This is a genomic window from Hyphomonas sp. J20-32 (assembly GCF_055808555.1).
In genome coordinates this window covers 2,721,532-2,747,433 of record NZ_CM147873.1, presented here as the reverse complement: position 1 = coordinate 2,747,433, position 25,902 = coordinate 2,721,532, and the positions used below count along the sequence as shown (strand labels likewise).

The 25,902-nt window shown below is 55.7% G+C and carries 22 protein-coding genes; 9 read left to right on the top strand and 13 right to left on the bottom strand.

All coding sequences use genetic code 11. From position 1 onward, the window contains the following. The first annotated feature begins 149 nt into the window (after positions 1-149). From AC0L7I_RS13330 to AC0L7I_RS13305, 6 genes are all read left to right on the top strand, one after another. Complete coding sequence (locus AC0L7I_RS13330) at positions 150-1,622, top strand: class I adenylate-forming enzyme family protein (RefSeq protein ID WP_473396909.1); 1,473 nt, start codon at positions 150-152, stop codon at positions 1,620-1,622. A 48-nt stretch (positions 1,623-1,670) separates the two neighbouring features. Then, positions 1,671-2,453, top strand: coding sequence for an SDR family NAD(P)-dependent oxidoreductase (locus AC0L7I_RS13325; protein ID WP_473396908.1), 783 nt, complete (start codon positions 1,671-1,673; stop codon positions 2,451-2,453). A 126-nt stretch (positions 2,454-2,579) separates the two neighbouring features. Further along, complete coding sequence (locus AC0L7I_RS13320) at positions 2,580-3,761, top strand: thiolase family protein (RefSeq protein WP_473396907.1); 1,182 nt, start codon at positions 2,580-2,582, stop codon at positions 3,759-3,761. Positions 3,762-3,825: 64 nt separating this feature from the next. After that, positions 3,826-4,509: a TetR/AcrR family transcriptional regulator gene (locus tag AC0L7I_RS13315; RefSeq protein ID WP_473396906.1), complete on the top strand. Its 684-nt coding sequence runs from the start codon at positions 3,826-3,828 to the stop codon at positions 4,507-4,509. Between the two features lie 93 nt (positions 4,510-4,602). Beyond that, positions 4,603-5,919, top strand: a complete 1,317-nt coding sequence (locus AC0L7I_RS13310) for an amidohydrolase family protein (protein WP_473396905.1) — start codon at positions 4,603-4,605, stop codon at positions 5,917-5,919. Positions 5,920-5,951: 32 nt separating this feature from the next. Continuing rightward, positions 5,952-6,755 carry an SDR family oxidoreductase gene (locus AC0L7I_RS13305; protein WP_473396904.1) on the top strand — a complete coding sequence of 268 codons (804 nt, stop codon included), beginning with the start codon at positions 5,952-5,954 and terminating at the stop codon, positions 6,753-6,755. Between the two features lie 74 nt (positions 6,756-6,829). On the opposite strand, the gene AC0L7I_RS13300 is transcribed toward AC0L7I_RS13305, so the two are convergent. Beyond that, a complete protein-coding gene (locus tag AC0L7I_RS13300; RefSeq protein ID WP_473396903.1) occupies positions 6,830-8,083 on the bottom strand; it encodes a cytochrome P450 in 1,254 nt (417 codons plus the stop codon). A 200-nt stretch (positions 8,084-8,283) separates the two neighbouring features. After that, entirely contained in the window at positions 8,284-10,692 is a 2,409-nt protein-coding gene (locus AC0L7I_RS13295; RefSeq protein ID WP_473396902.1) for a TonB-dependent receptor, read from the bottom strand. A 222-nt stretch (positions 10,693-10,914) separates the two neighbouring features. On the opposite strand from AC0L7I_RS13295, the gene AC0L7I_RS13290 reads away from it, so the two are divergent. Next, positions 10,915-11,703, top strand: a complete 789-nt coding sequence (locus AC0L7I_RS13290) for a DUF2889 domain-containing protein (protein ID WP_473396901.1) — start codon at positions 10,915-10,917, stop codon at positions 11,701-11,703. Between the two features lie 13 nt (positions 11,704-11,716). After that, positions 11,717-13,309: an AMP-binding protein gene (locus AC0L7I_RS13285; protein ID WP_473396900.1), complete on the top strand. Its 1,593-nt coding sequence runs from the start codon at positions 11,717-11,719 to the stop codon at positions 13,307-13,309. A gap of 39 nt (positions 13,310-13,348) precedes the next feature. On the opposite strand, the gene AC0L7I_RS13280 is transcribed toward AC0L7I_RS13285, so the two are convergent. The 11 genes from AC0L7I_RS13280 to AC0L7I_RS13230 all read right to left on the bottom strand — a co-directional run bounded on the left by AC0L7I_RS13280 (position 13,349) and on the right by AC0L7I_RS13230 (position 24,696). Continuing rightward, a complete protein-coding gene (locus AC0L7I_RS13280) occupies positions 13,349-14,134 on the bottom strand; it encodes an SDR family NAD(P)-dependent oxidoreductase (RefSeq protein WP_473396899.1) in 786 nt (261 codons plus the stop codon). Positions 14,135-14,243: 109 nt separating this feature from the next. After that, positions 14,244-14,924: an SDR family NAD(P)-dependent oxidoreductase gene (locus AC0L7I_RS13275; RefSeq protein ID WP_473396898.1), complete on the bottom strand. Its 681-nt coding sequence runs from the start codon at positions 14,922-14,924 to the stop codon at positions 14,244-14,246. A 57-nt stretch (positions 14,925-14,981) separates the two neighbouring features. Further along, the gene (locus tag AC0L7I_RS13270; protein ID WP_473396897.1) at positions 14,982-16,457 is read right to left on the bottom strand and encodes an aldehyde dehydrogenase family protein; all 1,476 of its coding nucleotides are present in this window, start codon (positions 16,455-16,457) and stop codon (positions 14,982-14,984) included. A gap of 57 nt (positions 16,458-16,514) precedes the next feature. Continuing rightward, entirely contained in the window at positions 16,515-17,693 is a 1,179-nt protein-coding gene (locus AC0L7I_RS13265; RefSeq protein ID WP_473396896.1) for a thiolase family protein, read from the bottom strand. Next, a complete protein-coding gene (locus tag AC0L7I_RS13260) occupies positions 17,693-18,097 on the bottom strand; it encodes a Zn-ribbon domain-containing OB-fold protein (protein ID WP_473396895.1) in 405 nt (134 codons plus the stop codon). The genes AC0L7I_RS13265 and AC0L7I_RS13260 overlap by 1 nt, the downstream gene beginning before the upstream one ends. Then, on the bottom strand, positions 18,094-19,491 hold the full coding sequence (locus AC0L7I_RS13255; protein WP_473396894.1) for an amidohydrolase: 1,398 nt from the start codon (positions 19,489-19,491) through the stop codon (positions 18,094-18,096). The genes AC0L7I_RS13260 and AC0L7I_RS13255 overlap by 4 nt, the downstream gene beginning before the upstream one ends. Next, on the bottom strand, positions 19,488-20,549 hold the full coding sequence (locus tag AC0L7I_RS13250; protein WP_473396893.1) for a CoA transferase: 1,062 nt from the start codon (positions 20,547-20,549) through the stop codon (positions 19,488-19,490). The genes AC0L7I_RS13255 and AC0L7I_RS13250 overlap by 4 nt, the downstream gene beginning before the upstream one ends. Next, complete coding sequence (locus tag AC0L7I_RS13245) at positions 20,546-21,232, bottom strand: enoyl-CoA hydratase/isomerase family protein (protein WP_473396892.1); 687 nt, start codon at positions 21,230-21,232, stop codon at positions 20,546-20,548. Before AC0L7I_RS13245 ends, AC0L7I_RS13250 begins: the two co-directional genes overlap by 4 nt. A 349-nt stretch (positions 21,233-21,581) precedes the next feature. After that, on the bottom strand, positions 21,582-23,075 hold the full coding sequence (locus tag AC0L7I_RS13240; RefSeq protein WP_473396891.1) for a class I adenylate-forming enzyme family protein: 1,494 nt from the start codon (positions 23,073-23,075) through the stop codon (positions 21,582-21,584). 27 nt (positions 23,076-23,102) lie between these two features. Then, positions 23,103-23,408 carry a hypothetical protein gene (locus AC0L7I_RS13235; RefSeq protein WP_473396890.1) on the bottom strand — a complete coding sequence of 102 codons (306 nt, stop codon included), beginning with the start codon at positions 23,406-23,408 and terminating at the stop codon, positions 23,103-23,105. Positions 23,409-23,466: 58 nt separating this feature from the next. Then, positions 23,467-24,696: a CaiB/BaiF CoA transferase family protein gene (locus tag AC0L7I_RS13230; RefSeq protein ID WP_473396889.1), complete on the bottom strand. Its 1,230-nt coding sequence runs from the start codon at positions 24,694-24,696 to the stop codon at positions 23,467-23,469. Positions 24,697-25,074: 378 nt separating this feature from the next. Between AC0L7I_RS13230 and AC0L7I_RS13225 the strand changes: the two genes are divergently transcribed. Beyond that, the gene (locus AC0L7I_RS13225) at positions 25,075-25,899 is read left to right on the top strand and encodes a coniferyl-alcohol dehydrogenase (RefSeq protein WP_473396888.1); all 825 of its coding nucleotides are present in this window, start codon (positions 25,075-25,077) and stop codon (positions 25,897-25,899) included. Positions 25,900-25,902 lie beyond the last annotated feature (3 nt).

Sequence of the window (25,902 nt, the reverse complement as noted above, 5' to 3'; positions counted from 1 at the left end):
TGCGCCCCGAGAAGGTTGGTGCCCGAACTGGACGAGCCAGGCCGACGATCAAACCCAAAAATCAGGCTCGGGCCGCGCGCAGGCAAGAGGGGCGCCAGTATGAGAAGGTACTCTAAATGCAGTCGACAATAGACCGATTGATCCGCGTAATGACGCTTGATCCCTCTGCGCCTGCGATTGATTTCGAGGATCGTTGGTATTCTTGGGGCTCTGTCGCAGCTGTGGTCAGCGACATCCGGCGGGAGCTGGACGGGATTGAGAGCAGAAACACGAAACGCGTTGGCGTGCTCTTGCGCAATCGCCCTGGGCACATTGCGGCAATTCTTGCCGTTCTGACATCTGAAAGGTGCTTGGTAACGCTGAACCCGGTCTATCCCGATGATGTCCTGTCTGCGGACCTGGAGTCGCTGAATCTTTCTGTGGTCATTGGTGATTCCGACGACCTGGGTCGGGATGCGTTGGTAGCAGCAAGCAAGAATGCTGGAGTATCGATACTGGAAGTTGGTCCTCGCCTCGAGCGCGTCCGGTTGATCACAAGCGGAATGGGCGCCGGTTCGACGGGCACAGCAAATCCGGCGGTTGAGATGCTGACAAGCGGGACCACCGGAAAACCAAAGCGTGTTCCGCTGTCAAAGGACGCATTCGATGCAAGCTTTTCCGCCCTGGCTCGACAGGACCGAAGCCGAAGAGCAGGGGCAGAACTTGAGCTGAAGGAGGCCACGAACCTTATCATCAACCCCGTTACGCATATTGGGGGGCTCTACGGAGTGCTCGGAGCCTTCTCTGTTGGCCGCAGAATATGTCTGGTCGAGAGGTTTAGCGTCGAGAAATGGATCGGCGCTGTAAAGCGCCACAAGCTTAAGATTGCCCCGGCCGTTCCGGCCGCTCTCAGAATGCTGCTGGAAGCTGACTTGCCAAGAGAGGACTTCTCCAGCTTGGCAGCTGTGACGAGCGGCACAGCGCCGCTGGCACCTGTGGTCGTGGATGAGTTTCTTCATCGGTATGGTGTTCCGGTTCTGTCGAACTATGGCGCAACGGAGTTCGCCGGCGCTGTCGCCTCCTGGTCGCTTCCTGACTTTTTGGAGCACTGGAGCGCCAAGAAGGGGGCGGCTGGAAGGATTTACGCCAATGTCGAAGCTAGAATTGTCGATCCTGATACAGGCCGCAGTCTTGAACCAGGTCGTGAGGGTATACTCGAACTGAGAGGCGGCCAACTACGCTCGAAAGAGTCGTGGATAAGAACGACTGATCGGGCGCTCGTGGATGATGACGGATTTCTCTTTATCAGAGGGCGGGCTGACAATGCGATCGTCCGCGGTGGTTTCAAGGTGCATCCAGACGATGTGGTCGCTGCGCTGGAGACGCATCGTTCAATCAGGGAAGCTGCTGTCGTCGGCGTGCGAGATGACCGTCTGGGCGAAGTACCGGCTGCAGTTGTCATTCTCTCTGAGGGCGCGTCTGTTCCGTCTTTGGACGAATTACGCGCCTATTTGCGAACCCGGCTTCTTGCTTATCAGATCCCGCTGCACGTTCAGATTGTCGAAAACTTTCCGCGAACGCCGAGCATGAAGCCGGCAACGGCCGAAATAAAGAAAATGTTTGCGGTCAAAAGCGAAAAGTAGCACCTAGTTATATATGTGGATGTGGGTTCTCGATAGAAAGGAACAACCATGAAGATCGGCAAGGATACGGCGGCAATTGTAACGGGCGGTGCATCGGGTCTGGGTAACGCAACTGCGCGCGCCTTGCGGGACGCGGGCGTCAAGGTCGCAATATTTGACATCAATGCAGAAAAGGGCCTGGCAGCGGCCGCTGAACTCGGTGCCGAGTTTTGCGAAGTCAACGTGATGGACGAGAAGAGCTGCGAAGCAGGTTTCGAAAAAGCACGAGCTGCAAACGGGCAGGAAAGAATCTTTGTCGGGTGCGCTGGTGGGGGAAATGCTGGCAAGATAATATCTCGCGACAGGGAAACAGGCGAAATCAGGCGCTGCGCAACCGATAAATTCCAGCAAGTCGTCCTGCTCAATACAGTCGCCTCGTTCCGATGTGCCGCTATGACTGCGGCGGGGATGGCGAGTCTGGAACCGCTCGAAGACGGCGAGCGCGGCGTGATAACACTCACGGCCTCTGTCGCTGCCCAGGATGGTCAGATTGGCCAGGTGGCGTATGCGGCTGCAAAAGCTGGGATCAACGGGATGGTCTTGCCGATCGCGCGCGACTTGATGAGCGAAGGCATCCGTATCAATTCGATCATGCCGGGCATATTCAAGACTCCTCCGATGCTCGGCGTTCCGGAGAAAGTGCTGGAGTCGCTTGCAGCCTCCGTCCCGTTCCCGAAGCGACTTGGCAATCCCGACGAATTTGCATCGCTCGTCCTGGAATTTGTCCGAAATTCCTATTTCAACGGTCAAAGCATTCGGCTCGATGGCGGGATCCGAATGGCGCCACGCTAGGCGCCATTTGGACCGGCTGCCGCATAATGGACTGGTTGGTCGCTGTGAGGCCGACTTCTACAAACGCGCGTCGGATCAAACGCGCCGCAAACCACTCAAGGCCGCTCGCGTGATCAGGTAAACTCGATGAAATACCCGGAAAAATCGACGGCCATCACTGGAATTGGTCAGTCGGAGATTTCGCGATCTGCATCCAAGTCAGCGCTCGGATTGACGATTGATGCGACCCTTGAGGCGATTGCGGATGCGGGTCTAACTGTATCGGACATCGACGGTCTCGCGACCTGGCCGGGCGGTGGAGGTGAGGATAATGGATTTGCGCCGGTCGGATTGCCCGTGTTGCAGGACGCCCTCCGACTGAAACTCAACTGGTATTCCAACGCTTCGGAAACGTCAGGCCAATTCGGTGCACTGTTTAATGCAATTCTGGCAATTGCTGGCGGGTTATGCAGAAATATTGTGGTTTATCGAACCATGTACGAGGCGACCGCCAGGAAGGCTCGCTTCGCCAACGCGCTGAATCGGCCGTCGGAAAAAGTCAGCGGACCATTCAAATGGTTTGCGCCCTATCATGTCTACGCTGCGGCCACTCAGCAAGCGCTCTATTTCCAGCGCTATGTGCATGAATCCGGTCTATCACCCGAACAGCAAGCATGGATCGCCCTCAACGGCCGTCGCAATGCCAGTCTCAATCCTGCAGCGGTCTACAGATCACCGCTAACGATGGACGACTATCTTGCATCGCCGATGATTTCTTCGCCGTTGCGTCTCTATGATTGCGATGTGCCGATCGACGGCTCAACCGCAATTGTCCTGAGCCGAAGGGACGAGGCCAATAGCAGACCGAACCCGGTTACATGGATTGAAGCGATCGGCTGCAACATGCACTATAGAAACAGTTGGGCGCAGCTGGATGCGCTCGCCACCCAGGCTCAGCCGGCGGTTGCTGATATGATGTGGTCTCGAACTGATCTGAGACCCGACAATGTCGATGTTGCGCAGCTCTATGATGGCTTTTCCTTCCATACCATCAACTGGCTCGAGAACTTTGGATTCTGCCCCCGATTTGAAGGCGGAAGGTTCATTGAAGGCGGAAGTCGGATAGCGCTCGAAGGCGAGTTACCTATCAATACGAATGGCGGTGCGTTGTCAGCGGGCAGAATGCACGCCTATGGGCAAGTTCACGAAGCCTGCGTTCAACTCTGGGGACGAGGGGGATCCCGGCAGGTCCCCGGAGCTCCTGTCGTCGCTGCGCTCAGCACCGCTGGCGGCCCCCTGGCGGGTTGCTTCCTGCTGTGCCGGGAGTAGCATTCTGACCACGCAGGCGTCGATCGGTTGGTTTCAGTCGCTCGGCGAACAAAGGACTGTAATTATGGCGGATGAAACCTTTGCCTACACACCCGGCGGCGAAACCCGCAAAATAGGGTCTAAGGGCGCGGCCACGCGAGATCAGATCATTGCTTCAACGCTCGAGCTGCTCGATACGACGCGCCTGAAGGATCTGCGAGTGGCTGAAATTGCTCGGACGGCAGATATCGCAAAGGGATCTTTCTACACTTATTTCAAAGACGTGACCGACGTCGTTCTGGCTGCGCTGGACGAAACGGCTCAGGTGACACCTGAAATGCTCGGCGTGTTCAAAGAAGACTGGAACCGGCAAACAAGCGCGAACCTCGCGCGTCGGTTCCTAATTGCCTACGTGGAAGTCTGGCAAAAAAATCGGACGCTCTTTCGTATCCGAAACCTCGCGGCTGAAGAGGGCGATGGCCGGTTCATCGAGCGCAGGCGCGATGCAGTGGCGCCCTTGCTCGATGCTATCGCTGAATTGGTGCGCCACCGCCAGGCAAGCATGGGACTACCAGGACACTTGAACCCGCACGCGGTCGCTGGCGCCATCACTGCCATGGTGGAGCGGTTGGCGGCTGTGTGGGAGCTTTATTTCCGTGACGCAGACAGCCGGCAGTCGCACTTCGGATTTGAGCAAATTTCGACCGACGACATTGGCGAAGCGGCAGTGCACATCATAGCATCGACACTGGCTGCACCGGAACGGTGAAGCAATTTGCGATGTGGCAAAATTTGAAAATTGACTAACCGTCAATTCTTTGGCACTCTTGGTCCTCTAAGAACCAGACCAAGGGAGCATTCAATGAAAATGGAAGACATGATTATCGTCAGCGTTGACGATCACGCAGTGGAACCGGCGCACGCGTTCACGTCTCAGTATCCTGAAAAGTACAAGGATAAGGCCCCGCGGATCATCGAAAAGGACGGCAAAGATGTCTGGTTCTGGCAGGACAAAGTGTATCCGACGATTGGTCTGAACGCTGTCGTCGGACGGCCACGTTCCGAGTACGGAATGGAACCCACCCGCTTTGATCAACTTCGCCCGGGATGTTTCGACAACAAGGCGCGAGTCGACGACATGAACGTCAACGGCATCCTCGGGTCATTGAATTTTCCGACATTTCCAAGTTTTGCCGGCGGCGTCTTTATTGCCGAGGCAAAGCAAGACCCCGAAGCCGCTCTGATGGCGGTCAAGGCGTACAATGACTGGCATGTCTTTGACTGGTGCAGCGGGCCGGGAGCGGGCCGACTGATTCCACTTGTGATGCTTCCTCTTTGGGACATGGACGAGACCGTGAAGGAAATGAAGCGCATGTCCTCGCATGGTGTGCACGCAGTCACATTCCCCGACAATCCATTCCTGGTCGGCTTGCCAAGTCTTCACAACGAATATTGGGAGCCTTTCTGGAAAGCCTGCGTCGAATACAAGATGCTGATCAACTGTCATATCGGGACGGGCGCGCGGGCTGCACACGCATCTGACGAGTCGCCAATTGATGCGTGGATCACCACCATGCCCATGTCGATTTCGAATTCTGCAGCAGACTGGCTGTTCGCCAGCTTCTGGAAGCGGTATCCGGATCTTCGCATGGCTCTTTCTGAAGGTGGCATAGGTTGGATACCGTACTTCCTTGAGCGGGCCGACTTTACATACGAGCACCATCATGAATGGACCTATTCCAACTTCAAGGGTGAGCGCCCGAGCGATGTATTCAACCGCCACATCGTGACGTGTTTCATCGATGACCAGTTTGGCCTTAAGAATCTTGAATACCTGAACGATGAAATGGTGTGTTATGAGTGCGATTATCCGCATTCGGACACGATCTGGCCTAACTGCCCCGAGTATCTGTGGGCATCGGTCAACGGGATGTCCAAGCAGACAATCGATCGCGTGACGCACCTCAACGCCATGAAACTTCTCAATTACAATCCGTTCGAACAGCTGGGCGGAAGAGATAAGTGCACAGTTGGTCATCTTCGGTATCTCGGCAGGGATGTCGATGTAAGCCCTCGCGAAGGGCTTGGTGGGTTGAAGACCGAGAGCATGAATGTGGTTGGTGAAGCCCGTAAGCCCGTCACTTCCGGCGAAATCCAAAAGATGTTTGCGTCAGCCTGATAGGGCTCGCAATTCATGACGAGCAAACCTCTTTGGCGGAAAACGACATTTGCCAGCGGGAAAGTGGCGTGCCGCCAAAGAGAGTGATTGTCACCGGCGCGTCGAAGGGCATGGGCCGTGTATTTGCCGAAACACTGTGCAATGGCGGGCATAAAGTTGCCTGCCTTGCACGTCCTTCGGCTGAGTTCGAGTCATTAAAGGATGTCGCCGGGATTTACCCGATCGCCTGTGATGTGGCACAGCCAGACGCAGTCAATTCAGCGGTCGAACAGGCCGCGCAATCGCTCGGCGGTATCGATGTCCTGGTCAATAATGCTGCCATTTTTCATCCTTGCAGGATCGATGCGGCAACTGACGAGCATGTCGAGTCGCATGTCGCAACCAATTTGCTCGGGCCAATCTGGCTAACCAGGGCCGCAATACCCTATCTGCGGGATAGCCGTGGACAGATTATCAACATTTCAAGCGAGTCTGTCCGCAACCCTTTTCCGTTTCTCAGCATCTACGCGGCGACTAAGGCTGGTCTTGAATGCTTTTCTGCGGCGGTGCGCGAAGAGCTTCGCGAAGACAGAATCCGTGTGACTGTCCTTCGGTCAGGATCGGTGGAAGGCAGCACTGGCGGGGCAAACTGGGATCAGGTCATTGCTGCGGACTTCTTCGAGACGATCCAGCGGACCGGCCATGCTGCATTCTCGGGCGTGCCGGCCTCGCAGGCATCGATGACCCAAGCGCTTCTAGCAATCATCAGCCTGCCTCCTGACGTGAATGTAGACATCATTGAGGTTCGCGGCACTCGCGCCGGCAATGTCGCTGATGAATTGCAAAAGAGACGCTAGTTTCAGCGGCCTAAGCTAGAAATTGAAAGTATCGCTATGTGCTCATGGGCCTGGTTGTCTTATGCGCCTCACGTTCAGGTCCATACAATTGGCACATGCGGGGCGGCAATCAGGCCAGGATGGGCTGTCATGTCGGCGCCGGGTTTCGGTCTGAATTCCGGCAGCCGCCTCAGGATAGCCGCAAGCGCAATCCGCAATTCGCGTCTTGCCAGATGCGCACCCAGGCACAGATGACTGCCACCCGCGAGGGTCCAGTGTTTGTTCCGGTCACGGTCAAAGCGCACTTCCCGCGGAGCCTCAAAAGCATCCGGATCAAAATTGCCAGCATAATTATAGCAACAGATATAATCGCCCTTTTTAATCTGTTGGCCGTGTATTTCGTGGTCCTGGATGACAAGCCGGCTCGAATTGACAAGCGGCTGCACCCTGAGAAATTCTTCTACGGCACTTGGAACTAGATCAGGATTGGCCCTCAGCGTCCTCTGGAGGTCCTGTTGCATCGCCAGCCGGCGGAACATGAGTGAAGATGTGGCTGCCACCGTATCGAGCCCCCCGATCCAGATGAACGTCATCATGCCCATGATCTCGTCCTCGGTGAGCTTTTCGCCCTTTATCTCTCCGCTCACGATATAGCTGGCGAGCGTGTCATTTGGCTGACGGCGGACTGCTTCAATGAAGTCCCGCAAATAGGCAATCGCAGAGGCGATGCCCCATTTCACCTTCTCGACATCTCCTCTGCTGTGCAGGATTGCGTATCCCCAGCTCAGAAACTCCTCAAGCATATCCCGCGGAAACCCCATCAGGTCGAGGAATACCTGCACGGGATAGATCCGGCCGAAATCATACGAGATATCCACTACACCATTGTCGACAAAGGTGTCGATCAAGCCATTTATTGTGTACTCGATGTCGTATTCGAATTTGGTGATCGCTTTCGACACGAACCACGGATTCAGAAACAGGCGGTATTTTGTGTGGTCTGGCGGATCCATGCCGAGCGGAAGCATCGGAAATGTCTCTCCCACAAGCCAGTTGAAAGCGGCAGCACCGCGGGTCGAATAGAGGTCGTTAGACAGGTAAACCTGGCGAATGTCTGCATAATTTGAGACTACCCAGGACTGCGGTACCAATCCTCCAGTAACGGATGTAGTATAGAAAACCGGTGGAAGCTCAGTTCGCACCAGATCCGACAATTCGAATGGATCCACTGCCGTTGTCGGTCGCTCATAGGGGCAAAGAGAATATACAAGCCCAGGGTCTACATGTGCAGGCAGATCGTTCGGAGTTAATCCGCCGGCAGATGGCTTGTTGGGGGGATTATTCTGCATGAGCCACGATTCCTGATATTCATTATACCGAGATATTATACGAGATCATTCCTTCGAACCAGTCGGCGCGCGTTTGGAAGCCCCCAAAAAAGTGCCCCGGCTAAATTGCCGGGGCAAGAGGAGAGTACGACATCTCGGAGGGACGCACACTCAAGGGAGAATGAGCTGGAGGGGTCATTCTCCCCGTTTCCGTGTCTTGATCAGTTCCCACCGAACCTTTTTGTGATCTCAATGCCATAGGTCATTGGTGGAGCGGCATAGCCAAGATTCCAGCCCAGTGAACCGTCGAATTCGACGGCACTTGCCAGATACTCCTCGTCCAGCAGATTGTTGCTGTAGATGGCAATCGTGGAATCCCACTCGTCAATGTCGAAGCTTAGGCGGGCACTCACCAAGCCATATGCTTCTTGAGTCACATCGGCGTCATTGAAAGCTGCCGGCCGAAAAACGACATCATCGCGCCAAGCATAGTCCAGGTTTGCCACGACCTGCCCGAACGAGGTGGGCTGCGCAAAGCGGGCGCCGATGTTGTAGGTCCATTCCGGAATGGGGAAAGGTTCATCAGACCGGTCGCCAGACGCATCAGTGAAGTCATCATAGCTGGCATCGGTGTATCCCAGTGATCCTCGCAGACTGAGCTTGTCAGTCAGGTTCAACACAGACTCCACTTCCAGACCATTTATCGTCGCGGCGGCAGCATTTTGAACGCTCGATACGACGGCTCCGCTCGGTGCGACAAAAATAACGCTTCGTTGGATATCGTTGTAGTCCGACGTGTAGGCTGCGGTGTTGAAGATGAATCCGCCATCGGGGGACTCATATTTCAGGCCGACTTCATAATCGGTAACAACTTCCGGCTCGAATGCCTGAAACGCCTCCGCATTCCCTGCACCTCTCAGATTCTGACCTCCACCTCGAAACCCACGCGCGGTTTTGGCGTATAACAATATTCGGTCGGTCGGCGAGTAGTCCAAGCTCAACAGATATGACCAGTCGGAGAATTTGTCTTCGATCGACGCAGAGCAGACACCTGGAACATCAAGCAATGCAGCGGGGATCGAACACACAATTGCTCCATCCGGGCCGGATGCGTTCTTGCTTACGTTTGCCTTTGTCTCCTCGGTCCAGCGAATGCCGGCGGTCAGATCGAGCTTGTCGGTGAGCGCGTAATCCGCCTGTCCGTATACCGCGATGCTCTCATTCGTAACTTCTCCACGTTGCCGGTTTGGATTGGTTGGATTGATGGCTCCAAGCGCAACGGTTGTGGATCCGTCGGCACCCTCTTCATGACTAGCGAAGATACCCGCGATCGTGGAGAGCCGGTCACCAGTGTAAGAGAGTTGCAGTTCTTCGCTCCAGAACTCCGAATTAGTGAACAAAGTTGGATGGAGCAGTGTGAAGGGCGTGGCGTCGAGATCCAATGCATTGAGACGGTTGACATCTCGATAGCCCGTAGTTGACTTCACAGACCAGTCTTCATTCAGATCGTACTCCAGACTGGCTGCAAACGACGTCATCTCGATCTGCGAGAATTGTTCGAACGTCGCGTTTGAGTCGTGATAGCTGCCAGAGCTGTTTGCCGGGAGGTTGGCATTCCAGAGCTGTTGGGCCTGCGCAAACGCAGCAAGCAACAATCCCTGGTTTGCGGGATCTCTTGGGTTAAAGGTCAGCAAGCCACTCTCTGCGGCGATGTTGAACAGGGCGCTTGTTGGTGCCGGTCTGCCACCTTGAGGCGGAAATCCATTAAGTGAAATGATCTGAGACGACGGCCCGCCATTGTTGATATCGGTATAGTCGACTGTGAAGTCAGCGCGAAATTTATTCGTAGGCTCCCAGAGCAGCCGACCCCTGTAATATTGCGTGTCGTCATCGCTGAGGTCGCGACCCGTGCCATCTTCGCCAAAACCGTCGCGTTGTGAGTTCTTGGCAAGAATTCTGAGGCCAAGCTGGTCCTGAACGAGTGGGAGGTTGAGCACGCCCTCAATTTCTGTTGCAGAGTAATTGCCAATTCCGCCCCTGACATACCCTCCTAGGTTCTCCAGATCTGGGGCACGTGTAATAAGGGCGATCGCCCCCCCCGTCGTGTTTCGTCCGTACAGCGTGCCTTGAGGCCCTTTTAGAACTTCGACGCGCTGAAGATCGGTCATCGCCGGGTTCAGACCGTATGTACGGGGGACGTTTACGCCGTCGATGTAAATGCCGACCGACGAATCCGTGGTGAGTAGAATGTCTGCCTGGGATTGACCGCGTACGCTCAACGACAACGCGCTGGGTTCGGAAGCGGCTTGCGTAACCGACAGACTTGGCACAAAGCGCTCGAGATCCCTGACCGTGTCGACGTTTCCTTCGACGAGCGCTTCGCCGGAAAGCGCTGAAACGGCGACCGGCACGTCCTGAAGGTCCTCTTCAACTTTTCGCGCAGTAACCGTTACGCGGTTCTGGACAAGTGCTTCAGGCTCTTCGCCCACGCTATTCGTCTGAGCGTTCGCACTGAGCCCACACAAAACCAGTGCCGCAGTCGACACACCAAGCAGATATGATCTTTTGTTCATTTGTTCCTCCTGAACACGGCGCTTTTGATATGCCGCTTGTGGGAAATAATCCTTCACATGGTCAACATAGTCAACTAGGTGATAGATAATGTTGGCCTGTGTGGCTTTTGTGTCCGGATGCAGAAGCTGGGTTTTCGATCCAGCTTTGTCTCGGGCGTCTGAGCAATCAGTCCTCTATCGGTCTGGCAATTGAAGGTTTTCGTTGCGTCGGCACAAAAGGGCTGTTCAGGGCAACGGTTGAATTCACTACAGTTTGCTGGAGCCTGGAAGGATCTACTCATGTCTATATTCCGGCGACTAATCAAAATCGGTGTTCGGCGAGGAGAACCTGACGAGATCGAAGGAAGAGCTGCGCTGGAAGATGATTTCCATCATTTTTCGTTGATCCTGACAGCCAAGCGAAATGAAATCGCCACCGTCAGGACGTTCGCGAACCGGACACCGAATTCGATCTGCATCCACGCGGGAGGGGAGCTGCAGAAGCTGGTCGGCATGCCGCTTGACACGGCCTCGTCGCGTGTATCGGCGTTCACCGATGCAAGACAGCAGTGTACGCATCTGATGGATCTTGCCGGAATTTGTTCCGCTGTGATGGCGCAGGGGGACGACCAGCGAACTTATCGGGCGGCTGTCGACTCTCCGAGCGGGCAACAGCGGAGTGCCAGGCTATGGTGCGACGATAATTTGATTTTCGACTGGCGCCTGCAGAACAATCGAATCGTGCATCCGCCGGAGCTTTCAAGTATCTCGTTGGGTTCTGGGTTCACGGGCTGGTGCCAGGAAGCTTTCGAAGAACTGAAAGCCGAGGCGGCGCTTGTACTGCGCAGAGCTATTTTTGTGTCGGGGGGACGTGCCTTCGATCTTGATCGTCCAGGTGCTGGGACTGCGCCACGCGGCGGCTGTTGGGCCGGGCAGCCTGAAAGAATCCACTTGGGACGGCGCAACAGGGGGTCAACGGTGGACTTCAGTGCATCAGAACAAGAGCTGCTGAAGCATGAAGACCCCTGGCTTTCCTTTCAAACCGATATTGTGCCTCTGAGCATGGACCTCGGTAGCGGTGAAATCTGAAAAGGAGATGGGCATGCGCGATCGCTTTGAAAGTCTCGTATCGCGGCGCGATTCCTGGACACGCGATGGATTACATTCGTCTCGCTCGCTTTATGACGTCATGGATACGGCGAAGTCGCAGCGACCGGACGCCTTCGTGGCCTTCCATTCACCGGATGGAGGGACACAAAGCCTGACGCTTACACAGTTGCATCAGCTAGCCGACAAACTGGCTTCAGGCATGGTCCGGCTGGGATTGAAGCAGGGTGATGTGATCGCAATACAGTTGCCCAATGGAAAGGAAATCGCCGCCTTGGCGATCGCCGCCGCCCGGCTTGGAATCGTGATACTGCCGATCATACACATTTTTGGACCGGCGGAACTTGACTTCATACTGCAGGATTCCGGGGCCAAAGCGCTTGTCTTGACGAGCGCGAGAGCCAGTGACCTCCTCCGTGAGCTGAAAAACCAGCCACCTATCGTGGTCGTGGTGGGACTTAAGGAAGCGGTCCCCGACATCGTGTCGTTTGAGCATCTCATCACAGATTGCAATCCGGTTGCCTCCTGCGCACACACTCAATCAACCGACGACGCATTGCTGTTGTATACATCAGGGACAACCGCTCAACCGAAAGGGGTCCTTCATACTCATGGATCGCTCATCGCCGAATTTACTGCGCAGGCGCAGATACACCCCGTAGGTGTCGCTGCCTGGCTGTCGCCTTGGCCGGCCGGGCATATTGCCGGAACCCTGGGTATGCTGGGACATAGTGTACTGGGCCGGAATAGTGTCATCATGGAGAAGTGGGTTGCGACCGAAGCGGCGCGCCTGATCGAGACTTTTAAGGTTGAACAAACCTCCGGTACGCCACTGCATCTCACGGGAGTTCTCGACGCCGCCATCAAACAGGGAAATGATCTTTCGTCATTGAAGCGCTTTATTACGGGCGCAACGACGGTGCCTGAAACAATCATTGCCCGGGCTGAACGAGCAGGCATACGCGCCTGCCGCGCTTACGGTTCGACCGAATGCCCAACCGCCTCTGGCTGCACGGAGGCCGACCCTCTCGATAAGCGCCTGTTGACTGATGGTAGACCCATGCCTGGTTGCGAGATCAGGATTGTCGATGATGAAATGAAGGATGTTGAAATTGGGCGGGAAGGAGAGTTGCTAATCAGGGGGCCGGAAATGGCGCGCGGCTATACGAATGCAATCCAGACTGATCTGGCCTTTCTGAGCGAAGGCTGGTTTCGAACAGGCGATGTTGGCCGGCTGGATAGTTACGGTTACCTCACAATTACCGACCGAAAGAAAGACATTGTCATTCGCGGCGGCGAAAATATCTCATCGCTTGAGGTTGAAGACCTTTTGTTGCGACTGGATGGTATCAGGGAAGTAGCTGTCGTTGCCGCGCCACACGAGCGATTAGGTGAGATTGTGTGTGCGTTTGTGATTGCCGAGCCAGAGGCAATGCTGGATTTGCCGACTATCGACAGGCATTTTCGATCGCTCGGGGTCGCCAGGCAAAAAACGCCAGAGCGACTTGAGCTGGTTCAGGAATTGCCTCGAACGCCCACGGGCAAGGTTCTGAAAGCTGTGTTGCGCGCGCGGGTCCGGGGGACTTAGATCACAGCTAGTGCCAAAGTGGAGATCTGTCTCGGTGTCCTACACTGTCGGACACATGCCACCATCGACGTTTATCGCTGTACCGGTAATGAAAGCGGCGGCGTCTGATGCGAGAAAGCAGGCGACGCTGGCAAGTTCATCGGGTTCTCCGATGCGCCCCATGGGGATTTTCAATCTTTCCGCAACACTCGAACAAAATTCATCGAAAGTGGCATTTCCCTTGGAGGAGGCATGGGCTCGCAGAAGCTGTTCGCTTCGGATCACGCCCACGATGATCCCGTTCACAGTGATGTTGTAGAGGGCAAACTCGTTTGCCAGAACTTTCGTGAGAGCCATCTGGGCAGCCCGGCTCACTGATGTCGGCGCACTCCGTGCTGAAGGCGCTTTAGCAAACGTGTTCAGAATATTGATGACCCTTCCCCAGGCGCGTTCCTTCATTAGCGGAAGGGCAAGCCTGGACAGGCGAATGGTAGCAAGAAGCTTTAAATTCAGGTCAGCCTGCCACGCTTCATCGTCGAGTGAAAGAAAATCGTTGTGGGCGTGTATTCCTGCATTGTTGAGCAAAATATCGACCTTACCCAGCTGCGAGTTTGCTTGCAGAAAAGTTTCTTCGATTGCGCCAGGGTCGGTGACGTCACAAGCGTAAGTTTCAATTCTGCGTCCGGTACCTTCCAGTCTCGCTTTGGCAGCTGCCAGATCCTCGACGTTGCGCGCCACAATTGCCACGTCTGCCCCGGCTTCCGCAAACTTCGAAGCGGCGGCTAAACCCAGTCCTTTGCTGCCGCCTGTAACCAAGGCCACGCGGCCCTGAAGATCTATGTGCATGGGGAAGGCCTTTCTTCAACTCTGAGCGGCACATCAGTTGATGCAATGACCGAATGAGTATCGGGGAACACAAAACGATTGGGAGAGGGCAGGGCCAATGAGTGTAGGGTCAAAGACGCCCCGCGATCGGTATCAGGGCGCCGTTAATCGCACTTGCCTCGTCACTGATAAGGAAGCGGATCGCATTTGATAACTCGTCGAGCGTTACCCATAGCGACGTATCTGCTCCACTCATCGAGGCCCGGTTGGCGGGTGTATCAAGAATTGTTGGAAGCAAGGCATTAACACGGATCGACTGCTGCTTCAGTTCTTCCGCGAGCGATTCCGTCAAACGCATGACGGCTGATTTAGATGCGGCATACGCCGCCATTCCGGTCGTTGATTTGGTAGCTGCAGCTGCTCCAATATTGACGATGCTGCCGCCAGCTGCGGCAAATCTGGGGATGCTGCTTCGGCAGGCGTGAAGGCACGATTTCAAGTTCTTGCGCCATAGCTCGTCCCAGGTATCGGGCCCACCTCCCATCACTTCTTCCCAGACAAATCCTCCGGCAATGTTGAGCAGTGCTGACACCGGGCCATGCCGGTCGCCAAGAATCGCAATGGCTTCTTCCGTCTGTTTAGCGTCAGCGAGATCAACGCCTCCGACAAAGTCGGCAATTTGTGCGTCCGCCGGGAACTCATTCGATGCGTCGAGGCCGACAACATTCCAGCCCCGACTTGAAAGATTGATGGCGGTATAGCTGCCCAGGGCTCCACACACACCGGTTACGATTGCTAATTTCGCCGTCATGCTGTTACCTCCCAGCAGTATTGTCGAGACGGCCCGCCTATATGGCTCAATCGGCGTTTAAGCCGCATGAAATCCGATGGTCTTGCTGTAGGTAAATTCTTCAAGTCCTTGCTCTCCATATTCTCGTCCGTATCCAGATCGTTTGGTGCCGCCAAACGGAAAAGATGAGTTCATTCGGCCTGTGCCGCCATTTATCGATACATTGCCGGTTTCGATTTCCAGGGCCATCTCGTAGGCCTTCCCTGCATCGTTCGAGTAAATGGCGCCCGAGAGACCAAACGGACTGGCATTGGCGAGTGCTATTGCTTCGTCGTCATCATCAAAACCCATAACCGCTCCGACGGGTCCGAACACTTCATTCTGAGCCAATGTTGAAGTATTTTGGACATTGTCGAACAGCGTCGGTTCAAAGAAAAAACCATGCTCAAGGTGAGCGGGGCGTCGTCCACCAGTGACAAGCGTTGCGCCCTCGTCATGTGCCTTTTGAACGAACGACTCCACACGAAGGCATTGGCTTTCCCGAATTAGCGGTCCCATAGACATGCTGGGGTTGGACGGATCACCCAAGCGAACGGATTCCAACATTTGCGTCAGGAGGCGGACATATTCAGGCCTGACGGAATTATGAACGATCTGCCGGGTCAGGAGAGCGCAACCCTGTCCTGCGTGAATCGTTATCCCTGACAATCCGGCCGTCGCTGCAGCCTCTAGGTTTGCGTCCGACCGCACGATCAGCGCAGACTTCCCCCCAAGTTCCATGACGCAGCGTTTGAGAGTTGGCGCGCCCTGAGCCTGAATTTTCGATCCAACGACATCCGACCCGGTAAAGTGAACCAGGTCGACCCGGTCGTCTGATGTCAGCTTTTCACTCACGGACACATCGCCCGTTACGATATTCAGTATGCCTGCGGGTAGTTCGACATCGTGGGCGATCTCCGCGAGAGCCAGCGCAGCGAGCGGAGTGTATGGCGAAGGCTTAAGTATGACAGAGCAGCCCACAGCAAGCGCAGGGATTACTTTGCCGAGGTTGAGAAAAAATGGAAAATTATACGGCGTTATAGCCGCAACAACCCCAACGGGCATGCGCACCAATGATCCTGCGCCCACCCAGTTCTGACCAGCAGAAACTGGCGCGACTTCAACAGGTAGGGGAGTGATCGCTGGCCGCGTGCATTTGTCGATGTAATATTGCGCATGTGCCATAGGCGTTTCGAAGTGGAGAGCATCGGCAAGCGCTCTCGTTGCGCCGGCTTCAGCTATCAACAATTCGATAAAATCACCTTTTCTTGCCCGCACACAGTCGAGAAATGCCTGCAGTCTTGCTTGCCTCTGCATTGCCGGCAGACGACGCCACTCTCCTGCATCGAAGGATCTGCGCGCGGCAACAAGTGCCGCTTCCAGATCATCCGTACTGCCGACAGGTGCCTCGGTGAGTACCTCCTCTGTGGCCGGGTTGAGAACAGGTTCAGTTTTTGAAGTCGTGACCCAATGTCCGTCAATATACACGCCATTGGGAACTTTCAGAAAAGACATAAGACGATCCTCCACATTAACACAAAGCCAACCCAGGCTATCACAGGTGAAACTTGATCAGTCCCGGCTCAATAGCATTGCGCCGGCCAGGAATCCGCCACCCATGCCGCACGCTGCGTGGCGCGCATTTGGAACTTGGCGACTGCCGCCTTCGTTCCAGAGCTGAACACAAGCTTCGTGCAAATGGCCAAAACCGTGCAGCCGACCTGCGGATAACTGGCCACCTCCGGTGTTGGTAGGCAGATCGCCGGTCAAGCCTGTTCCACCCGCTTCAATGAAATGGCCCGCTGTTCCGTGCTCGCAAAAGCCAAAGGCCTCAAGCCAGAGTGGAACAAAAATGCTGAAGCCGTCGTAAACTGCGGCTACGTCGATATCTTTTGGTCTGAGATCGGTACGTTGCCAGATGGCGCCAGCAGCGTCGTGGGCACCCATCGTCGTGAGATCTGTGCGTTGGTCCCAGCTTTCCCGACCGGTCATGGCGGCGCTCATTGCTTCAATTCGTATTGGTGGCCTTCTCAAGTCCTTTGCTGCGTCGATGGCGGAGATGATAATGACGCAGGCGCCGTCGATCGGCACATCGCAATCGTAGAGCCCAAGAGGCTCTGAAATTTTCCGCGCCGTCAGGTAGTCGTCCATCGACAGAGGCTTGTCCCGCAACAAGGCGCGCGGATTGTTGCGGGCGTATTCTCTCTGGAGCACACATTGCGCGCCCAGTTGCTCCTTTTTCAGACCGAACTCGTGCATGTATCTCGTGGCAAACATTGCAGCCCAGTTTGACGCAGACATGGCGCCCGCAGGTATTAGCCAGGAAAGCCATCCATCAATCCTGCCATTGCCTGCCGATACGCTTGCGCGTCGTTCCCTGGTCTGGGATGACGATTCAGTCAGGGCGCGGAAAACCATGACATGACGCGCCTGGCCGGTAGCGACCGCCATCGCCGCGACCATGATGGGGGCCATCTGAGCAGCACCTTCGGGCACAGCACTATGCCAGCGGGTTTTCAGTCCAAACGCTTCGCGCGCTTCCTGACAGCCTAGCGGGGACATTCCTGGGGCCGATTGAGTGCGTCCAGGATACGTTGTGATGCCGTCTATATCGTCCTTTTCCAGACCGGCGTCGTTCAAGGCTTCCAAGAACGCTTCTCTCAGATGACTGACGGCCGGCCTGAGTGTCGTGCGCCCAATCGTGGACATGCCGATTCCAGTGATCGCGGCTTTCTTTTCGAGTGCCAACATTACCTGTCTCCGATGAGTTCGAACGCGGGGATGGCAATATCGCCATGGACATCGAAGCAAACTTCGACGGGCATCCCGATCTTGAGAGGGGCGCCACTCCAGTTTCTCAGGCGCGCCGTTATTCTGACTCCTGGCTGGTCGTCCAAATCGGCAATAATGAGAGCGAAAGGCACCTCCATGCCGGGCAGCCAGGGTTGGTGATTGATGGTGAAAGTGTGAATTGAGCCGGTGCCGTTTGATTCACGCGGCTCAATCTGCTCCGACAGGCATTTGGGACAGACCAGCTGAGGCGGGTGAATTCGATGGTCACAGTCCAGGCAGGTTGAGATGAGCAGTCGGCCATCCAGGCCACCAGTCCAGTAAGGTGTGTTTTCCGGTGTCAGAGCGGGAAGCGGATTCATCATTGTACAAATTTTCCATATTTGTCGTAGGCGGGTATTCCGGCGATAACGGTGGCCGCGACGTCATCAGCTGACAGGCGTCCCAATGCTTCACTGAAAGGAACATCAAGCAGACAGAAATCTGCTGCGGCGCCGGGGCGAACAGACGATCCGTTCCAGCTTGAATAAAGCGACAATGCCTGGAGTGGGCTGATCCGTTCGTCGGGACCCAGAACATAACCGTTACGCGTCGTTCGGTTCACGGCTGTTTGCATGGCCAACCAAGGGTCGATCGGGCCGTAGGGCGCATCGGAGCTTCCGCGTACAACAATACCTTGAGCTAGCAGCGTTGCGCAGCGATAGAGGTCTTGATGATCCGAGGCCGGAATCTCGGCGACATACCTGTCGCCCCGATGGTGAACAAAACCGGGTTGCGTAACCACCGCCAGACCGAGGGATTTGATAACTGAAATGGCAGCGGAATTTATGACGCTACCATGTTCGATGCGGTCTCCAGGTTTGCATCCAGCGCTCTCGAAAGCAGCCAGCGTGAGCGCCAGCTCAGCGTCTGTCACACAGTGCACCGCCACGTTTCGCTTCTGGCGGTGTGCAGAGACTATCCATTCGGTAAAGCTGTCCAAAGAGGGTGGGTCACGCTCGTCAGGCAGGATCTTGACCTCGCCGATCTGGTATTCTTGGTTCCCGCTGATAGGGAGTTCACCCCGACTCATTAGGTGCAGGCTTTGTGGCAATGCTCCTATTCGCTTAGCCGAAGCAAGCAGTGCGGCGCTCTCAGCGTTCGACGAAACTGTCGCGTCAGTGAGGCTCGTGATCCCGAGCCTTGCGAGTTGAAGTCCCAGGTTGTCCAAAGAGGGCGCCTGGGAAGGCAATTTGGATGCCAGCCATTCATCCTCTCGCCAGAATCTACCGGTCGGCATTCCGTCCGGCCCTGTTTCGGCACCTGGCGGCATTTCGTCTTGGGAAAGCATGGCGAGGGCCACAGAGTTCAACACCCACAGCGCGCCCGTACGATCCTTGATGCGAACCGGTCGTTCGGGGAGCCACTGATCAAGCAGGAAGCGATCAAGACCGGAAAAATGCGCGGCATCAAGATTGACCGCGCGCACCCATTCTTTGGGCTTCAGTCCGCGGGTTCTCTTCAGGAGCCGGTCACGAAGATCGGCAAAGGCGCTAACCTGTTCCAGGTCTTCCGATTGAGCGTTCGCGGCCGCTGCGAGCAGATGGATGTGATGGTCGTGCAATCCGGGAATAACGGCGCCGCCTCCACCGTCAATTACGCGCCCTTGTGGTTCGACGTCTGCACCAGCCGCAACGATCACGCCGTCCCGCACATGAATACTGCAGGCGGGATGCCCCTCAAATTCAACATTACAAAGAGTAAAGGTCGCTTGGGTCATCCGAAAACTTCATGTGGAGATGTCGCATGCGGCGATCCCTGGGCGTTATCAATCCAGTGGCGCAAGCCCGCGGCGGTCCCTGAAAGGGAGGCGTCGATCAGACCGCTTTGCCTTTGAATAACCGCCTGTATGGCCATGACTGCGGCTGCTATTCCGGTCAGCGGGTCTGCGACAGCATCGCCTACAAAGTGCGGCGCTTGATTTGCGGTATCCCAATCCACGAGGCCGCCTGCGGCGGCAGCGTCGTCACCGAATCCGACCCTGCCTCCGGATGGCATTTGCCATCCATGTCCCGTTATCGCTATCCACAGCAAGTCCGGATTGCGGTGGCGCAAAGCATCAATCGACCAACCATTCGATTCGAACACGCGCGGCCTGGCATTGGTGATCAGGATATCCGCCTCGCATACGAGGCGCAAAATTTCATCGTCTTGTAGTGGATTGGCGCTTTGGCTTTTCAACCTCCTCTTGTCGCCGTTCAGTCGATGATCGAACTCTGGAAAATTGGAAGTTGGATCAGGTCGACGCGTGCTCTCTATTCGCGTGACCTGCGCTCCCATTTTCGCAAGTATCGCTCCGCAAAACGGGCCCGCCCACAAGGCGCTTAAATCGAGGACCTTGAGCCCACAGCGGTCTTTCCCCTGAAGAGGTCTTGAATGCAGTATTCCGGGGAGTGGTGAGTTTCCGACGCGCTCACCCACCGCGCTTACCGCCAGGCCAAGCTCACGGGCTGACCTGACAACGTCCGAGCTGGTTCTGTCCGCGACGAAGGCCTCCAGATGCGCCCACTCCGGCGCTTCGACCCAGCTTTCCATCCACGCTGGCAACAAATCCCAATCCTCGGTGCGAGGAAGATTGACCGCAATCCAGCCGTCGGCTGTTTGGAGCAACCGACAGGAGCCGTTCGATGAGGTGAAGCCTGGTGCCTTCAGTTCCAGGAAGTTGGATCGGTCCATATCCGCGAGCAAGTCGAGTTGCACGCGTGCTCCAAGGGCTTTACTGCTGGTGGCAAGCAGCGAGCAAAGTCGATCGGCTTGTTCGACAAGATGCGAAATCAAATTCCGCCTCCTATCGTTGCGAAATTCCAGCTTGAAAGCGCTTCAAAGCGCATGCGCCGTCCTGTAATCGCCAGCCATGCTGTACGATGGCGGCCGATAGCGCGCGGCAGCGAAACAGTCCCTCCAGCACCTGGAATTGCCCCCATGGAGACTTCTGGAAGCTGAAGGAACGCGCCCGGCCTAATTCGGCGCTTCTCGGCAGCCATGGGTATTTCAAGTCCGGATCCAATGCATGCTCCGTGAAGTTCTACCGTCGCACGATCCGCTAACTTGTTCAGCAAAAGGGCTGGAGACCGAAGCGTTCGTATTACGTGCGCCGCTGCTAAGTCATTGGAGGTGCCGAATTCTCCCAAGAGGCCTCCGGTTGAGAAGCAGGCGCCTTCCGCTTTTAGCAACATCTGAGGCTTCGTCGGATCATCGACAACGGCTGCGATCGCTTCGAAGAGGGCGTCACGCATGCTCGCACTGAAGCTGTTGCGGGAATGAGGGGAGTTCAGCGTGAGTGTGACCAGATCTCCCGAGCGTTCGTATTTGACAAGTTCCTGTCCAGTGATCGCTTTATGCTCGGTTGGTCCGCGTCTGGTTTTCTCGCACCAAGCTCGGAACTCGCTTCCTGCGAGCAGAGCCGAGTAGGCAAATGACTCCAAATGCAAGGCGTCATGGAAGCTCAGATGTTCACCCATGCGGAGGACCTGACAGAGTGTCGTTGCAGCCACTGGATTGCGACCGATCTTGTCTGAGAGCTCCTGAATTGATTTAGGGACGTCGGCCGCAGGAACGTAGACGCAATGGTCATCGCATCGTTCATCTGACGACAAAATTATATCGCAGTGCTGAGAGAAATGGGATGGGTAGCTGCCGGCTGCTGCGATCCCCACAATTACCGCTTGGGTCATAGTGCGGAGGCGTTGGGTAGCGTCTTCTGAGCCTGGTTGCCCTAGCTTCACAAATTCAACTGGACTTGCGCCAAGTGCAGACCACTTTTCCGCGTCCAGGGTGTCGATAAGTCCGGGCGTTAGAGAGGTGAGCTGACTAATCTGAAAACTCCGCTTTCAGGACGCGGCGCAAAAGTTTCCCTGTCTCATTGTAGGGAAGGGCGTCTCGGAAATCCCAGAATTCCGGTGTTTTAGTAGACCTCAATCTGGATTTCACCCAGCGTTTAAGATCTTCGACATCCGGCTTGTCACTGTTCGGCACGATAATCGCCGCAACCTTTTCGCCCCATTGCTGGTCGGGAAGTCCGAACACGGCCACGTCCGCAACTCCGGCGAACTCTCTCAGCACGTCCTCGATTTCTCCCGGCGATATGTTCTCGCCGCCTCTGACGATGACGTCGTCGAGTCTTCCGTCAATAAACAGGTATCCATCTTCATCGAGCCAGCCCGCATCTTTCGTACGGAACCAGCCACTTTCGGGAAGGGATGCACCACCGAGGTATTCGCCGGCGACCTGTTCTCCACGCACACACACTTCTCCTTTCTGGCCAGGAGGGAGTGGATGGCCGAGCGCACCCTGAATTTGGAGTTCCAGGGTTGGAAGTGGTTTGCCAACTGATCCAAGTCGACGTCTTCCCAACTCATCTTTTGACGCAATTGCAGCGCGGTGATCGTCGGGTCCAAGTACCGAAATGGTGGAACTTGTCTCGGTCAGGCCGTAGGCATTGACGAAGTCGACGTGCGGTAGTCGCAGAAGCGCTCGTTCAATCACCGGAAGCGGCATGCGGCCGCCGCCGTAAGACAGGAGGCGAAGATCAGGAAGAGGGTTTTCGACCCCCTCCAATGCGTCCAGTATTCTTTCGAGCATGGTTGGCACGACCATCGCATGCGTAATCGCTTCGCGCTCGGCAACACTCACCCATTCATTGGCCTCGAATGCGGGAAGGTATACCAGTCTGCGGCCGCCATATATGCCTGTAAGAACGGCAGATACACCTGCAATATGATAAGGCGGAACGCTGATGAGCGCCGCCTCATTTTCATCCGCAGCCTGAAATTCGACGGTCGAGATGACATAAGAAGTAAGATTGCGATGACGAAGCACTGCGGTTTTCGGATCGCCCGTGGTGCCGCTTGTGAAGAGAAGAAGCGCGATGTCCGACTCTGGATTGAGGTTGTCACATGGCGCGATCGCTGGTTTTTCGCAAGACGCCTCAAACGTGCTTCGTGCGATGACGGTAACTCCGTCGACTGGTTCGATCCGCGAAAGCATGTCGTCGTCTACAACGGCGACGGAAGGTGCAGTCCTGGCGACGAGCTTGTTCAGTTCCGGATCGGGAAGTCTGTAATTCAAGGGAACTATAGGCAAACCAGCATAGGCTGACGCGAACAGCAAGGCCGGAAACGCCCAGCCGTTCATGCCGCAAAATACGACCCTTTCCGACTGGCCGGACGCGGCCAGTAAATAGGCCGCCGCGACGATCGCCTTTTCTTTGAGTTGGGATGCCGAAATAGGATTGGCCAAGGGCCCTGCGGCAATACGGTCCGGCGAGCTGTCGGCGACCATGTCGAGAATAAGTGACGTCTGCATATCGAAAGTGGGCCTGCTAAGTTCCGTTCAATCGCTGGCCGGAAGCGCTTTGGGTTCCTTTGCCTGAAGCGGGCGTCCATTCACGGCGAGCGTTCCGCGTCCGGCTTTGGTGCCGAGAACCTCAAGGCCGCTGTCAGCGTCAAAATAGCGCTTGCCGGTGCTAACGCCTGCGTCCAGGCCATCGCCGATAGCGAGAAAACTGTTCGGGTCGACAGGGCCGGTCGTCATCGGCTGACCGCCGCATTGCAGGACGAGATCACCGGGGGCGGGGCGCACGACCACGATTTCAGCAGTGCACACGGCGCTGCTCCATTTTGATCCGGGCTTTATCATGGTCTGTTCCTTCGATTAGATGGGCCAAGGCGGGTTCTCGACCTTGGGGAGCAAAAATTCAGGCGATCACCTGCTTGGACTTCAGGTCTTCAATTCTATCCCAGTCGACACCGAGCTCCATCAATACAAGTTCAGTATGTTCGGAAGCTTCTGGGGCGCGCGTGTTCCGGACGGCTTCGCCGTTGAATTGTACTGGGTTGGCCACCAGCCTAATCGGTGGACCGCCATCGGCGGACTCTACCTCAAATATCAAATCATTGGCGGCAACTTGCTCATCGCGGCTGACCTGAAGGACATCCTGGTAAGGTGCCCACTGTCCCGTCATCGTTTTTAGCCGCTCAATCCAGTAGTCGAAGGGCTGTTTGCGGAATGCCTCAGCCACCAACCGGTACGCCGTCTCTGCATTCTCCATGATTGCAACGTCGGACGAAAATCGTTCGTCGTCCGCGTGCTCCGCGATCCCGAGATGTTCAAACGTATCCCTGATATGAGGGCCGGGTGACAGAATAGTGAGGTTGATGTGTTGTTTGTCGGAGGTTTCGAATACGCCGACGAACGGATTTGATCCAACCGCAACCTTGCCGGGCATAGCGTTACTGAAGGGGTTGGTATTAAGCTCCATAGCAACATCGACGCTGCAGGCCGTGGCCCAAACGCCTGACGACAGCAGTGACACATCGATCTCGAGGGCTTCGCCGGTACGGGCCCGATGAAACAGGGCAGCTGCGATGCCGCCCGCTATGTTCATACCACCAATCGTGTCGCCGTAGGCTGGACCAGGCTGAGGCAGCGGTCCCTCAAGTTCGGGAGGCGTGACAAGCCTTGCCGAACCCGCTCTTGCCCAGAATGCAGTTGAGTCGTATCCGCCCTTTTCGCGATCCGGTCCACGTTCCCCGAATGCGCTGCCTCGCGCATAAATGATGTCCGGGTTCGCGGCCCGAATATGTTCCACATCAATTTTCAGCTTCTGCCGGTGTTGCGGCAGATAATTGGTCAGAAAAACGTCGCACGATTTGGCGAGTTCGTAGATGATCTGCTGTCCTTCAGGTTTGGAGATATCAACGCCCACACTACGCTTGCCGCGATTGGGGTGTTGCATGAGAGCGGAACGTTGCGGGTTTACCGCCAAGCGCTGCAACATCTTGATGCCGCGCTGAGCGTCGCCCCTCACAGGATGTTCGATTTTGACGACATCTGCGCCCCAGTCGGAAAGAACTGCTCCCGCGGCTGGCACAAACGTGAACTGCGCCACTTCCAGAATTCGGACGCCTTCCATGACTTTGCTCATCTCTTTTTCCTCCCAGGTTCGAACCGGCCTTTACGGCCTTGTTGGGCGTCAGAACATCACGCTGGTCGCTGACGGCCTTTCTGAAGCCGACCACAGAATTGACGGTCGGTCAATTCTGTGGTCGGTAATCTATTCTGTAGCGTTAGACTTACGAGGCAGTTCGCTGGAGTGGAATTGAATTGACTTCCGCCCGCTCGTCTGGATAATACACTTAGTTATATAAGTTGACTTGCGTGATCGCAATATAGGAAAAGCCAAAAATGTTCGCTCGCGCAGCGGGAGTTCATCATCCGGCTTAGCTCCAGTGGAGCGGCTTGGTTTTCCGGTACAATGAACCAGATCTGCGAGTCGTAAAACACCGCGTCGGGAGGGCGCAACATGTCTAAATGGGACTACGCTGGAAAGCGGGTTGTGATTGTAGGTTGTGCTTCCGGCATAGGTCAGGCCGTTGCGCGCGAAGTCATTGCGCTTGGAGGCGAAGTTCACGGTTTCGACATTCAGCCCACAAAGTTCGATCTTGCGTCGTTTAACCCTGTTGATTTGGGAGATCGCAACAGCATCGATGCTGCAGCTGCATCACTGGACGGCTCAATCGATGCCCTATTCAACTGCGCCGGTCTTCCCCAAACCTTTTCGCCAATGAGTGTCATGAAGGTCAACTTCATCGGCATGCGCCACTGGACGGAACAATGGATACCACGTTTGAGACCGGGATCGGCGGTTGCATCGATTTCATCAAACGCAGCCTACGCCTATCGCGAGCATTTGCCTTTACTCAATGAACTTGTATCGACCCCGAGCTTTGAGTCCGCAGTGATATGGTGCGAAACCCATATCGAAGCCATCGGGGACGGATATGGGTTTTCGAAAGAGGCTATTGTTGTCTACACTCAGAAAAGAGCTGTTGAGTTGGCGCGCCAAAACATCAGGCTGAATGTGACTCTGCCATCTCCCACAGCAACGCCGATGCTGAAGGATCATTTTTACAAGGTCGCCCCAAAGGCTGTCTTTGAAGCGTTTTCCGAGCCGATCGGTCGCCAGGCAACCCCAGAAGAGCAAGCGACGCCACTCGTGTTTCTGAACAGCGAAGCGGCAGGTTTCGTGAGTGGTTTAGCGTTGCCGGTCGACCATGGATTCACGGGCGGCATACAAACGGGTCTGCTTGACGTTCAATCCCTGATTGCCAGGAGGCAAGCCTCGTGATTC

Excerpts from the sequence above, each read along its gene's own strand:
- AC0L7I_RS13330 (WP_473396909.1), top strand. The coding sequence starts at position 150 with ATGACGCTTGATCCCTCTGCGCCTGCGATTGATTTCGAGGATCGTTGG.
- AC0L7I_RS13325 (WP_473396908.1), top strand. The coding sequence starts at position 1,671 with ATGAAGATCGGCAAGGATACGGCGGCAATTGTAACGGGCGGTGCATCG.
- AC0L7I_RS13320 (WP_473396907.1), top strand. The coding sequence starts at position 2,580 with ATGAAATACCCGGAAAAATCGACGGCCATCACTGGAATTGGTCAGTCG.
- AC0L7I_RS13315 (WP_473396906.1), top strand. The coding sequence starts at position 3,826 with ATGGCGGATGAAACCTTTGCCTACACACCCGGCGGCGAAACCCGCAAA.
- AC0L7I_RS13310 (WP_473396905.1), top strand. The coding sequence starts at position 4,603 with ATGAAAATGGAAGACATGATTATCGTCAGCGTTGACGATCACGCAGTG.
- AC0L7I_RS13300 (WP_473396903.1), bottom strand. The coding sequence starts at position 8,083 with ATGCAGAATAATCCCCCCAACAAGCCATCTGCCGGCGGATTAACTCCG.
- AC0L7I_RS13290 (WP_473396901.1), top strand. The coding sequence starts at position 10,915 with ATGTCTATATTCCGGCGACTAATCAAAATCGGTGTTCGGCGAGGAGAA.
- AC0L7I_RS13285 (WP_473396900.1), top strand. The coding sequence starts at position 11,717 with ATGCGCGATCGCTTTGAAAGTCTCGTATCGCGGCGCGATTCCTGGACA.
- AC0L7I_RS13280 (WP_473396899.1), bottom strand. The coding sequence starts at position 14,134 with ATGCACATAGATCTTCAGGGCCGCGTGGCCTTGGTTACAGGCGGCAGC.
- AC0L7I_RS13275 (WP_473396898.1), bottom strand. The coding sequence starts at position 14,924 with ATGACGGCGAAATTAGCAATCGTAACCGGTGTGTGTGGAGCCCTGGGC.
- AC0L7I_RS13270 (WP_473396897.1), bottom strand. The coding sequence starts at position 16,457 with ATGTCTTTTCTGAAAGTTCCCAATGGCGTGTATATTGACGGACATTGG.
- AC0L7I_RS13265 (WP_473396896.1), bottom strand. The coding sequence starts at position 17,693 with ATGTTGGCACTCGAAAAGAAAGCCGCGATCACTGGAATCGGCATGTCC.
- AC0L7I_RS13260 (WP_473396895.1), bottom strand. The coding sequence starts at position 18,097 with ATGATGAATCCGCTTCCCGCTCTGACACCGGAAAACACACCTTACTGG.
- AC0L7I_RS13255 (WP_473396894.1), bottom strand. The coding sequence starts at position 19,491 with ATGACCCAAGCGACCTTTACTCTTTGTAATGTTGAATTTGAGGGGCAT.
- AC0L7I_RS13245 (WP_473396892.1), bottom strand. The coding sequence starts at position 21,232 with ATGGGTGAACATCTGAGCTTCCATGACGCCTTGCATTTGGAGTCATTT.
- AC0L7I_RS13240 (WP_473396891.1), bottom strand. The coding sequence starts at position 23,075 with ATGCAGACGTCACTTATTCTCGACATGGTCGCCGACAGCTCGCCGGAC.
- AC0L7I_RS13235 (WP_473396890.1), bottom strand. The coding sequence starts at position 23,408 with ATGATAAAGCCCGGATCAAAATGGAGCAGCGCCGTGTGCACTGCTGAA.
- AC0L7I_RS13230 (WP_473396889.1), bottom strand. The coding sequence starts at position 24,696 with ATGAGCAAAGTCATGGAAGGCGTCCGAATTCTGGAAGTGGCGCAGTTC.
- AC0L7I_RS13225 (WP_473396888.1), top strand. The coding sequence starts at position 25,075 with ATGTCTAAATGGGACTACGCTGGAAAGCGGGTTGTGATTGTAGGTTGT.